The 12693-nt window shown below is 47.7% G+C and carries 12 protein-coding genes; 10 read left to right on the top strand and 2 right to left on the bottom strand.

The window, feature by feature from the left end:
- Position 1: 1 nt before the first annotated feature.
- Together K0H60_RS13245 and K0H60_RS13240 are read left to right on the top strand one after the other, a co-directional pair.
- Complete coding sequence (locus K0H60_RS13245) at positions 2-625, top strand: energy transducer TonB (protein WP_011717517.1); 624 nt, start codon at positions 2-4, stop codon at positions 623-625.
- Between the two features lie 2 nt (positions 626-627).
- Positions 628-1875 (top strand): tetratricopeptide repeat protein, encoded by a 1248-nt coding sequence (locus K0H60_RS13240; protein WP_011717516.1) that lies wholly within the window; start codon positions 628-630, stop codon positions 1873-1875.
- A gap of 51 nt (positions 1876-1926) precedes the next feature.
- On the opposite strand, the gene K0H60_RS13235 is transcribed toward K0H60_RS13240, so the two are convergent.
- Positions 1927-2436: a diguanylate cyclase domain-containing protein gene (locus tag K0H60_RS13235; protein WP_220056017.1), complete on the bottom strand. Its 510-nt coding sequence runs from the start codon at positions 2434-2436 to the stop codon at positions 1927-1929.
- Positions 2437-2516: 80 nt separating this feature from the next.
- Here K0H60_RS13235 and K0H60_RS13230 point away from each other — a divergent pair, with 80 nt between their 5' ends.
- The 5 genes from K0H60_RS13230 to K0H60_RS13210 all read left to right on the top strand — a co-directional run bounded on the left by K0H60_RS13230 (position 2517) and on the right by K0H60_RS13210 (position 6124).
- On the top strand, positions 2517-4346 hold the full coding sequence (locus tag K0H60_RS13230) for a DUF885 domain-containing protein (protein ID WP_220056016.1): 1830 nt from the start codon (positions 2517-2519) through the stop codon (positions 4344-4346).
- 179 nt (positions 4347-4525) lie between these two features.
- Entirely contained in the window at positions 4526-4804 is a 279-nt protein-coding gene (locus K0H60_RS13225; RefSeq protein ID WP_011623210.1) for a peptidylprolyl isomerase, read from the top strand.
- A 73-nt stretch (positions 4805-4877) separates the two neighbouring features.
- Positions 4878-5414 (top strand): GNAT family N-acetyltransferase, encoded by a 537-nt coding sequence (locus tag K0H60_RS13220; RefSeq protein WP_220056015.1) that lies wholly within the window; start codon positions 4878-4880, stop codon positions 5412-5414.
- A 70-nt stretch (positions 5415-5484) separates the two neighbouring features.
- Positions 5485-5715 (top strand): RNA-binding S4 domain-containing protein, encoded by a 231-nt coding sequence (locus tag K0H60_RS13215; protein WP_220056014.1) that lies wholly within the window; start codon positions 5485-5487, stop codon positions 5713-5715.
- 22 nt (positions 5716-5737) lie between these two features.
- The gene (locus tag K0H60_RS13210) at positions 5738-6124 is read left to right on the top strand and encodes a ribonuclease E inhibitor RraB (protein ID WP_220056013.1); all 387 of its coding nucleotides are present in this window, start codon (positions 5738-5740) and stop codon (positions 6122-6124) included.
- Between the two features lie 54 nt (positions 6125-6178).
- Here K0H60_RS13210 and K0H60_RS13205 read toward each other — a convergent pair whose 3' ends face one another.
- Positions 6179-7087: a LysR family transcriptional regulator gene (locus K0H60_RS13205; protein WP_220056012.1), complete on the bottom strand. Its 909-nt coding sequence runs from the start codon at positions 7085-7087 to the stop codon at positions 6179-6181.
- A 141-nt stretch (positions 7088-7228) separates the two neighbouring features.
- Here K0H60_RS13205 and K0H60_RS13200 point away from each other — a divergent pair, with 141 nt between their 5' ends.
- From K0H60_RS13200 to K0H60_RS13190, 3 genes are all read left to right on the top strand, one after another.
- The gene (locus K0H60_RS13200; protein ID WP_220053375.1) at positions 7229-7999 is read left to right on the top strand and encodes a TSUP family transporter; all 771 of its coding nucleotides are present in this window, start codon (positions 7229-7231) and stop codon (positions 7997-7999) included.
- A 283-nt stretch (positions 8000-8282) separates the two neighbouring features.
- Complete coding sequence (locus K0H60_RS13195) at positions 8283-9485, top strand: exonuclease SbcCD subunit D (protein WP_220056011.1); 1203 nt, start codon at positions 8283-8285, stop codon at positions 9483-9485.
- Complete coding sequence (locus K0H60_RS13190) at positions 9482-12538, top strand: AAA family ATPase (protein WP_220056010.1); 3057 nt, start codon at positions 9482-9484, stop codon at positions 12536-12538. Before K0H60_RS13195 ends, K0H60_RS13190 begins: the two co-directional genes overlap by 4 nt.
- The last annotated feature ends 155 nt before the right edge of the window (positions 12539-12693 follow it).

Genomic DNA, 12693 nt, shown 5'->3' with positions numbered 1-12693 from the left:
TATGCTAAGAGCACTAGTATCAATCATTATTGGTGCTGCTGTGACTTTTGGTCTGTTCGCTTTTATGGCGTTCTTGGTCGGTGGTGGGGCGCAACGCGCTGAAACATCGGCCGAGACCCCTGTAATTGAAATCACCATGGATAGACAGGATGCAAAAGCACAGAATAAGCCAAGGGTAGTGCCTAAGCCGCCACCACCACCAGAGCAACCACAGAAGCCTGATACTACGCCACCAGACACTTCATCAAATATTGATACGTCTATGTCGTTCAATATGGGTGGGGTTGAAGCAGGTGGTCACAGTGCCGGTGGTTTCAAATTGGGTAATATGATGACGCGTGACGGTGATGCAACACCTATCGTCCGTATCGAACCACAATATCCAATTGCTGCGGCGCGTGACGGTAAAGAAGGTTGGGTACAATTACGCTTTACGATTAACGAATTAGGTGGTGTAGATGATGTTGAAGTTATCCAAGCTGAACCTAAACGTTTATTCGACAAAGAAGCAATTCGTGCACTGAAAAAGTGGAAGTACAAGCCAAAGATTGTTGACGGCAAACCACTTAAACAACCAGGCATGACAGTACAACTAGACTTCACTTTAGATAAAGGAGGCAAATAACAATGCGTAATGCTAATAAAATCGCAGTTGCGTTATTACTGTCTCTTTGTGGTGGTGCCTTATCCGTTTCTTCAGCTGTTGCAGCTGAGAAATGTGAAATCGATAAGCGCCAATCTAAAGCGGTAGGTGAAAGTGCTGCGAAGAAGGTTCAGAAATCCTTTGAAGCTTACACCAATGGCCAGCTTGATGAAGCGATTGCCGTATTGTTGGAAGCCAACCCAAAGAACGATTTCGATAAAGCGTATGTTGCGCGTATGCTCGGTAACTTCTATGCCGAAAAAGGCAAGATGGATACTGCGATCAAGTACCTGAAACAAGCCGTTGAAGCGGATATTTTAGGTGGAACTGATCACGCGGCGACACTGCGCCTTTATGCCGACTTGTTGTTACAAGAGAAGAAGTTTAAGGAAGCGATTCCTTACTATTACAAGTGGATGGACTTCACTTGTAAGGCTGACTCTCAAATGTATCGTCGTATCGGTATCGCTTACACAGAACTGAAACAGTGGGACAAAGTGATTGAAGTGGCTGATAAAGGTCTTTCACTCGCCGAAGCTCCTGATAAAGGTCTGTATCAGATGAAACTGACGTCTTACTTCAACCAGAAGAAGTATAAAAAAGCCGTTGGTGTGTTAGAAGTCATGGTGCCGTTATTCCCGGATGATGGCAGATTATGGGTTCAGTTAGCACAGTTTTATCTGATGGTAGAAGACTATGATAAGTCGCTAGCGACTTATGATTTGGCTTACCGTAATGGTTTCTTGGATTCTGGAGCTAACATCACTCGTTTAGCTCAGCTGATGGCACAGAAAGGTGCGCCATATCAAGCAGCTAAAGTATTCCAAAAGAACATGAAGTCGGGCCTCATCACTGAAGATGCAAAATCTTATGAGATTTTGGCTGGTTTCTACCAAAACGCGAAAGAGTTCAAAGAAGCTGCTGAGTTTTATGGAAAAGCGGCTGCTATCAATAACGATGGCAAGCTGTACCTGAAACAAGGTCGTTTACTGAGCTTGAATGAGAAATACTCTGAAGCGATCCCTGTGCTTGAGAAAGCCATCTCTTTAGGTATTGAACATCCTGGTGAAGCAAACTTCGAATTGGCGCTAGCCCATTTAAGTTTGAAACAGTACAAGTCAGCTTATAACCGCGCTGTATTAGCCGCGAAGGATAAGAAGACTGAGAAGAGTGCAAACAGCTATATCGCTTATATCAAAGAAAAAGCGCGTATGCACAACGTCGAACTGTAATTCATTGTATTCGCGATACAGATCTAAAAAGCCCCGTAAGGGGCTTTTTCTTTATTGAAGCTTTACTAAAACTTGCGATTGTTGCTGGTTTCGTTCGAGTTCGAGTGACAGCTTTGAGACATTGTTAAATAATAATTCGATACGCTTTTCTTGGGTCGGTAAGCACAGGCAGGCAGCGAGTTTATAATCGATTTTCAGTTTGTGATTTTTACCAAATTCTTGATTAAATTCTTGAATATGTTGTTCGATTCGCTTTAACACCACCTCAGTACCTTCCTCATCAATATTGAAAAGTCCTAACGCAAAATGGTTGTGATCTAACCTTGCAATCAAATCTGTCGCCCGTAGCAGTGCTTCTTGTACCTGTTTAGTAAAGAATTCGAGTAAATGGGGTTGTTTGACGGTTTCATGAATGTGAGGGCACAGATACAATAACGCCAAGCTTTGTTGCTCACGTATGTGCCTGTGCCACTCTCGGTTGAATACTTCCATGAAATAGGTTTGGTTATAGACCCCTGTTTCAGGATCCCTAAAACCTGAGTTACGAAATGAGTAGATCATAGATGAATCCCGTAAGCAGACTTTGAACTAAGTATAGGAAGAGTTTGGCTATCACGGACCCAAAAGGAGAAATATAAAAGATGAAATTAAGTTTATTGGCGGGAACGATAGCGTTAGTGTTTGCTTTACAAGGCTGCTCAAAGCCGGAAACAACGACAGCAGTACAGGAAGGTACGACCCAAGCTGCTCCAGCGCAAACAGAAACTCAAACCGCTGAGTCTAAATACGCAGCCTTAGTCGATGCCTATTTTAAAGATTACTTAAAGTTAGAGCCGATTTACGCCACTTTTGTCGGTATTAATGATTACAACGCGCAGTTTGGTGGAGACTTAACCGAGGAATATCTCAAGGCGCGTCATGATCTTAATACCCGTTATTTAGCGCAAGTGAGAGCGATTGACCTTGAGCAATTGCCAGCCGATTTACAACTCAGCTATGCGCTGTTTGTTTATGACCGCGAAATGGCTCTAGTGGACGAAACCTTCCCATCACGCTTTATGCCGATCAGCCAATTCTACAGCACAGTGATCACTATGGTGCAACTGGGGAGCGGTGAGAGTGCGCAGCCCTTTAAAACAGTACAGGATTATCGTAACTGGGAGCAGCGTGTTAACGGCTTTATCGATTGGATCCAATTGGCTGAAAATCGCATGAATGAAGGTATTGCCAGTAAAGTGGTGTTACCTCGCGTGTTAGTTGAACGGATTATTCCACAGCTTGATGCCATGCTTACCACGGATGCTAGCCAAAGCATTTTCTATTCACCGATTAATCACTTCCCAGAAGGGTTTTCGGATCAAGATAAGGCTGAGCTAACGGCAAGTTATCAAGCGATGATTAATGAGCGTTTAGTGCCTGCATTAACGGGACTGCGCGATTACTTCAAGCAGACTTATTTACCTAAGTCCCGTGCAACGGACGGTTGGTCTGGCCTGCCAAACGGTAAGGCTTGGTATCAGCATTTAGCCAATTCTCATACCACCACAACCATGCCAGTGGATGAAATTCATCAAATCGGTCTGAATGAGGTTGCGCGCATTCTTTCTGAGATGGACAAAGTCCGTGAACAGGTGGGTTTTAAAGGGGACTTAAAAGCCTTTTTCGCCTCCTTATCGTCTGAGCCACAATACTTCTATAACGATCGCCAAGGCCTAATCGATGGCTACATGGTGTTAAAAGATAAGATTAACCAAGTATTGCCACAGTATTTTAATGTGATGCCAAAGGCCGACTATGTGGTTAAACCGGTTGAAAGCTTTAGAGAGCAATCGGCAGCGGGCGCATCCTATGAATCGCCCGCAGTGGATGGTAGTCGTCCAGGGGTGTTTTATATCAACACCTATAACCTAAAAGCTCAGCCGAAATGGGGTATGACGACGTTGTCATTACATGAGGCCGCGCCTGGTCACCATTTCCAAATCGCCATTAAGCAAGAGCTCACTGGCGTTCCTGAGTTCCAACGTTTCAGTGGCTATACGGCCTTCGAAGAGGGCTGGGCGCTCTATGCTGAATACTTAGGCATCGAAATGGGGCTCTTTAGCGACCCTTATCAATACTTTGGTAAGTTGTCAGACGAAATGCTGCGTGCGATGCGTTTGGTAGTGGATACGGGATTACATGCCAAAGGCTGGAGCCGCGAGCAAGCGATTCAATATATGAAGGACAATTCGCCCATGGCCGAGTCGGATATTATTGCCGAGGTTGAACGTTACATGGCGATTCCGGGTCAAGCGCTCTCCTATAAAGTAGGTCAGCTAAAAATCCTTGCCCTACGTGAACGTGCTGAAAAAGCTCTGGGTGATAAGTTTGACCTAAAAGCCTTCCATGATCAGATCCTCACCTCTGGCTCGCTCCCTATGGCGGTGATGGAGCAGAAGATCGATCGCTGGATTGCGGCGACTAAGGCTTAATACCGAGTCAATTATGCTGCGCCGTTATCGATAACAAAATTAATGACGGCGCAGTTTAAGACTTTTTAATTAAACAGAATGTTTTTATACTCAACATTCACATCCGTTTAGATGTTATAAAAACGGGAACCATATGATATTTGGGGCAAATGTCTCAGGATTATTCAAGGAGTTTTATCATGGTTCAGGCTACAGCAAGACATTTGTTAGTGAGCAGCGAAGAGCAGTGCCAAGCACTTAAACAACAGATCCTCGACGGTGCCGATTTTGCGCAAATCGCCCGCGCCCATTCCTCATGCCCATCGGGTGCGCAGGGTGGTGAATTAGGTTCATTCGGCCCTGGCATGATGGTGCGTGAGTTTGATGAAGTGGTGTTTAGTGCACCATTAAACGTGGTTCAAGGTCCAGTTAAAACCCAGTTTGGTTACCACTTACTTGAAGTGACCAGCCGCGGTTAATCATCTCCTTGCCGAGAAAATGGCAGCGTTTGGCTGCCATTTTTTTAGTTCGTCCATCCATTGGGGAGCCGCTATGCTTGAACTCTATACCGACAGATTAAGACTTCGCAGTTTACAAGAGCAGGATTGGCCACACTTCTTGGCATTACATCAAGATCCTGACATCAATCGCTATGTGCGTATTCCTGAAGCTCCCGAAGTGATCCGGCAAAAGTTTGAGCAGCGCTCAGCCACCTGGGACTATGCCTCTGGCGATTGGCTCACAATGGTGATTGAAACCCTTGATACCGGTGAGTTTATCGGTTTAACAGGCCTTCATTGTCAAAGTGTGGAGGAGCAACGTGCCGAGGTCGGTTATTTGCTGGCGCACGCGGGGCACGGTAAAGGCTATGCCACTGAGAGTTTACAGGCGGTTGTTGATTGGGCCTGTTTGAGTTTGTCTGTCCATAAATTGGTTGGGCACTGCGCCAAAGACAACATCGGTTCGGCCCGAGTGATGGAGAAATGTGGCTTTCAACTCGAAGGCGTATTTCGGCAGCATTTTAAGATAGGCGATGAGTGGCAGGATGAATGCGCCTACGGGCTGCTCGCTGATGAAAGGCAAAGATAAGTTAAATTATCTGCATCCCATGGGACATGCTGCTATAATGCCGCAGGTTTATTTTTTGAGGCGTGTTTAAGTGGCGCAAATTAATCAGTTAGTTTTGTATCCTGGCGAAGATTTTATTGAATTGTACAAAGTATTAAAGGTACAAGGCATGTCGAATGCCGGTGGCGAAGCCAAGCATGTTATTGATGAAGGTTTGGTTACCGTCAATGGCGAAGTGGAAACGCGCAAACGTAAAAAAGTCGTTGCGGGTGACATCGTCAGCTTTAACGGTGAATCGGTTCAAATCATTGCGGCTGAATAAGCCAGATACTGTGGAGTAGGATATGCAATTTCCAGACGACGATAATGGCAAAATGCTGGCTGCGATGGCCGAAGCCGGAATTGACCTCACTAAAGCCCTCGATGTTGATTTCTTTTTAGTTTTCGATGATCAGCGTGATGCTGAATCTGCACTCGAAGAGTTAGCTAACTCCGATTTAGAAGGCGAAGTTGAGCTGAACCTTAACGATGAACTCGGCAAGTGGGAAATCATTGTATGCATCAACATGGTGCCAGACTACGATGACTTGGTTGAGCAAGAAACCATTCTCAATGATTTTGCGGTCGAGTTCGGCGGCATGACCGATGGATGGGGCGTAATGCAACATCAAGAAGGTGATGATGAGTTTATGGATGACGACCATGTTCACGATGAGCATTGCCATCACTAAGCCTATCGCCAGATAAGCCGTTAAAAAACCACCGCTCAGGTGGTTTTTTACTCTCTAGGCTCTGTCGTTATCTGACGATTGCCGATATGGGGCAAATAACTCGAGCATCCAATCGATAAAGGCTTGTACTTTTAGCGGTAGGCTAGGGGATTTGGGCGTGAGTAAGTAATAGGCGTATGGGCTGCCAAAAGGCGCTTCAAACGGGATTACCAAGCTGCCATTGGCCAATTGTTCTTCGATAAAAAAACGTGGGATCAGCGCTGCGCCCATGCCACTGGCCGCGGCTTGACTCAACATATAAAAATGTTCGACGCCAAAGGTTTGCGCCTGCGTGAGTACTAGCCCCACTTTATCCGCCCAATACTCCCACAGCTCTGGCCGTGTGGTGTGTTTCAGCAGCGTGACTTTATTGATGTCTTCGATGCTTTTGAGTTTAGGCGCGAGTGACGGCGCGCACACCAAGCACAAGTCTTCATCCATCAATTTGATGTAATTAACCCCTTTGGGGAGTTGAGTGCTGCTGCGAATGGCAATGTCATAACGGCCCTGGCTGAAGTCGACGGCAAAGTCACCAATCGAGAGATCCACATACAAATGCGGATGCCGAGATTTAAATTGCTCCATCCGGGGGATTAACCAGTTGATGGTTAAACTGGGTAACACATTGATGGCTAAGGTTTGTGGCCGCGAGCCTTGGCTGCGTAAATCGGCGGTGGCGCTTGATAAGGTTTGCAGAGCCGCTTGCACATGGGGCAAGTAGCGCTTGGCTTCGTCCGTGAGTGCGACTTTTTTATGCTGGCGTACGAAGAGGGCAAAACCTAAGAATTCTTCTAATACACGGATTTGTTTACTGATGGCGCCGTGGGTGACATACAGTTCTTTGCTAGCAAGTGTCATGCTTTGCAAGCGGGCGGCAGACTCGAATGCCCGTAATGCATTGAGGGGCGGCAAGGAAGTAAACATAGGCGTATCCGAATCGAGTAAATGATAAGGGTATTTAGTGTGAGCTTTACTCACGCTAGCGCGACAATAACTCCTTTGCGTTTATAAGGCAAACGCAGTCTAATGCGAAGCCTTAGCTCCTATTACTCAATAATAACAATCATGGAATTTGAACTGACTCTACAAATTGCGGCATTACTCTTTGGCGTGGCTATGGTGGCGGGGTTTATCGACTCTATCGCCGGCGGCGGGGGATTGCTGACTATCCCAGCGTTAATGTGGGCGGGTTTACCGCCAGCGGTGGCGCTCGGGACTAACAAATTACAGGCCTGCGGTGGCAGCTTTTTTGCGAGCTTGTACTTTGTGCGTAAGGGTTTGGTCGATTTGAAGGCCGTTAAACTGTCCCTTATCTGTGCCTTTGCGGGCGCCGCCTTAGGCACGATTCTGGTGCAGTTGGTCGATGCCAAAGTGCTGGAGTTAGTCTTACCTTTTTTAATCCTCGCCATTGGTTGTTATTTCCTGTTTTCGAAAAAGATTTCGGAAGATGACCGTCACCAAGTGTTAACGCCTACCGCCTTTGCCTTTACCGCCGCGCTCGGTGTGGGTTTGTACGATGGCTTTTTTGGCCCTGGCACAGGGAGTTTCTTCGCGCTGGCCTTTGTGACACTGGCCGGTTTTGGACTGGCAAAAGCGACTGCACACGCCAAGGTGTTAAATTTCTCGACCAATATCGCTTCACTTATCTTCTTCACCTTGGGTGGCAAAGTGATTTGGGTGCTCGGTTTAGTGATGCTTGCCGGGCAGGCTATCGGTGCGACCTTAGGTTCGCGTTTAGTCGTGACCAAGGGCACTAAGATCATTAAGCCATTGGTGGTGACTATGTCTTTGGCCATGAGTGTGAAACTGTTGGCGAGCCAATATCAACTGTTTTGATTTAGCCGCTATCGTGTTTGCCTCTCCCTTGATAAGGCTGATTGCCTATTTGTGCTGCATAATCCCATGAGCACAGTTTTCGGCCTTATTGCTGTAAATCTCCTCAGTCCCTTGGTATTCGCTATACTCCGCAGCAATGTTTAGGATAACCTAGCATTTTTAAAGCGTTTTTAGGGTCAATTGGCTGTGTTATTGCCAAGCGTTTGCACCAGAAACTTCACAAGTTAAACGGTAAGCACCCACGCGATAGAATCGGCTTAGTATCCATTAAGGTTTCGCAACGATGAGATTTATCCATACCTCGGACTGGCACATTGGTCGCCAGTTACACAATCAATCACTTTTAGAAGATCAAGCCTATGTGCTTGATCAAATTGGGGCATTGGCAAAGCAACACTCTGTCGATGCGGTGATTATTGCCGGGGATATTTACGATAGGTCGATTCCTCCCGCCAGCGCCGTGGCTTTGCTCGATGAGGTGCTTAATCGCCTCATCACCGAGTTAGGAGTACAAGTGCTGATGATTGCCGGTAACCACGATGGGCACGAACGCTTAGGCTTTGCGGCTAAACAAATGTCGGCGAGTGGTTTGCACATTATTGGGCCACTGCAGACTGATTTAACGCCGATCCGCTTAGCTAGCCCAAGTGGCGATGCTTACTTTTACCCGCTGCCTTACGCCGAACCTGCAACTGTGCGCCAAGTATTTGAGGCGGATGCTAAGGGGCTCAGCGTATCCAGCCATGAGGAGGCGATGGCGCTACTGTTAGAACAAGTACGCTCCCACGATAGCCAAGGGTTACCTAAAGTCGTTGTTAGTCATTGCTTTTTAGATGGCGGCAGTGAGTCAGAGTCTGAGCGGCCGTTGAGTATTGGTGGCGCTGATAAAATCTCCCCACGGCTTTTTAGTGAGTTTGACTATGTCGCCCTCGGCCACTTACACGGACCGCAATATAAAGGCAGTGAACATGTACGTTATTCCGGCTCGATTTTGAAATACTCCTTTAGCGAACAGCATCAACATAAGTCTGTCACTTTAGTTGATGTCGCCGCGCACACTCCAGCGCAGATCCAACTCTTGCCCTTAACCGCACTGCGTGATGTGCGGATTATCGAAGGAGAATTGGCGCATTTATTAGATCTTGGGAAGACCGATGCCAAGCGTGAGGATTACCTGATGGTCAGACTCCTTGATAAACACGCCATTTTAGATGCCATGGGCAAGCTGCGCAGTGTTTATCCCAATGTGCTGCATCTAGAACGTACTGGATTAATGGCGGGCGAACAGGCCGTGGCACTCAATCGCGACCATATCAAAAAAGGCGAAATGGAGATGTTCCGTGATTTTTTCAGCCAAGTCTCTGGCGAGGAATTGAGTGATGCGCAGCAAGCGGTCATGGATGAGATTTTAACTAAGCTTCACAGGGATGAAGGCGATAGCGGTGGATCTACTCGCGTTGCAGCAAAAGGGGACCAATCCGCATGAAGCCACTCACGCTGTCAATGTCGGCCTTTGGCCCCTTCGCCTCGACTCAAACTATTGATTTTACCGAACTGGGGGATAACCCCTTATTCCTGATCAACGGGCCAACTGGTGCGGGCAAAACTACGCTGCTCGACGGAATTTGTTTTGCACTTTACGGCAAAACCACAGGTAACGAGCGTGAAGGCAGCCAGATGCGCTGCGATATGGCCGATGATAACTTGCTCACCGAGGTGACTTTTAGTTTTCAATTAGGCAGTACGGGTTATCGTATTCGCCGCGTCCCCGAGCAGGAAAGATTAAAGAAAAGCGGTGATGGCTCAACGGTACAAAAGAGTGAGGCACAGCTGTATAAGATTGCCCCAGATGGCAGTGAAACCCTTATCGTCGCCAGTAAAGTGTCAGACGCCACGGCCGAAATCGAGGCTCTAACTGGCCTAGATGTGGAGCAGTTCCGTCAAGTGATGGTGCTGCCGCAGGGGAAATTTCGTGAATTGCTGATGGCCGACTCTAAGGCGCGTGAGCAAATTTTTAGCCAGCTATTTCAAACTCATATTTATAAACGCATCGAAGATACCCTAAAAGCCAAGGCGGCGGATATTCGCAACCTTGTCAAAGAGCAGCGCGCCCGCCGTGACGGTATTTTGCAAACGGCAGCACTGACATCCGATGATGAACTTGCCGCAGAGTTTAGTCACATTGAACCCGAATTTGCGGCGGCAACGGCGGCAAAGGAGCAGAGTGTTGCGGCGCATTTAGCGGCATTAAAACAGCGTGATAGCGCGCAGCAACTCTTTGCTGAATTTACTCGCTTACAGGAATTACAGGTTGAGGCGCTTCACCTTAATGAGCAGCAAGCGCAGATTGCAACCCAAACGACGCGGCTTGACGTCGCCAAGCAAGCATTACGGGTAAAACACTTATTAGATAATGCCTTATCGCGGGAGCAAGAAGCGAGTCTCGCCGCCGCTCAGCGCGATAGCGCGCAGTCGACATTCGATGCCGCTAAGCTCGCACTCGCTCATGCTGAAACTGCGGCGCAGGAAATCATTCCCCTCGAACATAAGCTGCGTGAGGTTGAGCAGCAATACAGTCATCTCAGTGCCTTAGTGCCACAGCTGGCAGAGTTTGCCAGCCTTGAACAAGCTTTAGCGCAGGCTAAAGAGATTCTACAACACACCAAGTTGCAGGGGCAGGAGAGTAAAAATGCGCTTGCAACGCTAGTGGAGCAGCGCAGCCATTGTGAGAATCAACTGCCAGCCTTGCAGCAGCAAAGCGAGCAGCAACTTGCCACAGCGCAGGCGCTGCAGCAGTACCGTCATATGCTCGAGCAGTTCAAGCAGTGGCAGCAGATATGTGCCAAAGTCGCACACACTCAAGGATTGCTTGAGCAGGTTGGCTCACAAGGAAAAGCGCTTAATACCCAATATCAAGAAGCCTCAACGGCTTATAAGTCTTTGCAACTGAAGTGGTTTCAAGGTCAGGCAGCTATTTTAGCTAGAGAGTTAAAACCCCATGAACCATGTCCGGTTTGTGGCAGTTCGGCCCATCCTCAACCCGCGGTGAGCCATGAGGATTTACCAACGGAACTGCAATTGCAGGCGGCGCAGGATGCCGAGGCCTTGGCGCTCGATAATCTTAATAAAGCGCGGGCAGAATATCGCGGGCTGCAAAAACAATTAGAAGCACAGCAACAGCAGGCGAATGAGCTGGCAACAGCCCTTGGCGATAGGGTTGAATTGTCGCTTGAATCCCATCGCCAAACGTTAGACGAACTGACACAGCAAGCCAAACAGGCAGACGCTGCGGCGCAAGCGCTGCAGCAGTTACAGCAACAGATCAAAACCTTGCAACAGCAAGAGTCGACGTTGACGCAGCAATTAGAACTTGAGCGTGAGCGTTACCGTGAACAAGAAGGCAAAGTCGAGCGCTTATCGGGTCAATTTGCTGAAAAAGCGCTGCGGATCCCAGAAGAATACCGAACACTGGAGGTATTAAATCAAGCGATTGCACATAACCAGCAACAACTCGAGCAGATAAAACGTCAGATTGATGCGCTCAGAGCCGCGCAGCAGCAGGCTGCGCAGCAGAGTGTGGCGGCGCAAACGGCATTATCGGCGGCGATAGAGCGTTGTAATGGCGCGGCAGAGCTGCAGGCGCAAGCACAGCAGGCGCTACTGACGGCACTGGATAACGCAGGCTTTACCGATAGAGATGCATTGCGCGAGGCCTTGTTAACGGATGAGCAAATGCAGGCGCTAGCTGAGGGCATAGAGACCTATCATAGGCAGTGCGCCTTAAATCAGTCGCAACTGACTCAGCTTAAAACCAAGTTGAGCGAGTCGACATCACCCGATCTTGATGCCTTAGAGGCCTTGCTCACGGAGCGACTCGCACAGCTTAAAACGGCGGAAGAGGTATGGAGTCAACTCAACACTCGGCTCACCCTACTTAACAATACCCAAACTCAGCTGGCGATTGTTGATCAAAAGGCCAAATCCCTTGAGGATGAATACGCAGTGATTGGCACTTTGGCCGATGTTGCCAATGGTAATACGGGCAACAAAATTTCACTGCAACGCTTTGTGCTTAGCGTATTGCTCGACGATGTGTTGCTTGCGGCAACGCAGAGGCTGCATTTAATGAGTAAAGGTCGCTACCGATTATTGCGCAAAGAAGACAGATCTAAGGGCAATAAGGCCTCTGGGCTAGAGCTTGAAGTCGAGGATGCCTACACCTCTAAAGTGCGTCCCGTGGCGACCTTAAGTGGTGGTGAGAGTTTTATGGCGGCCTTGTCGATGGCCTTGGGTTTATCGGATGTGGTTCAAGCCTACGCAGGGGGGATAAAACTCGACACCTTATTTATCGACGAAGGCTTTGGCAGCTTAGATCAGGACTCACTCGAACTTGCCATTCGAACCCTGATGGATTTGCAGTCGGCGGGCAGGATGATTGGGGTGATTTCCCATGTGTCTGAAATGAAAGAGCAGATAGGCACCCGAATTGATATCTTGAAAACCTCCCATGGGAGTGAAATCAAGGTGATTTTGCCTTAGTGTGACTTAAATGGAGAAGTATTAGCTTAACACTTTGTTTTTATTGAAATGATAAACGATATTTTGCGCTATTTAACATCTATATACAGAACACACAATCGGTTTAAAGTGCTAACTGACGCATGTTTTTAGTAAATAGTGCTATAAAAGTGCAA

The sequence above is a fragment of the Shewanella mangrovisoli genome, assembly GCF_019457635.1.
Lineage (GTDB): Bacteria > Pseudomonadota > Gammaproteobacteria > Enterobacterales > Shewanellaceae > Shewanella > Shewanella mangrovisoli.
This window is presented reverse-complemented; position numbering and strand designations above follow the sequence as displayed.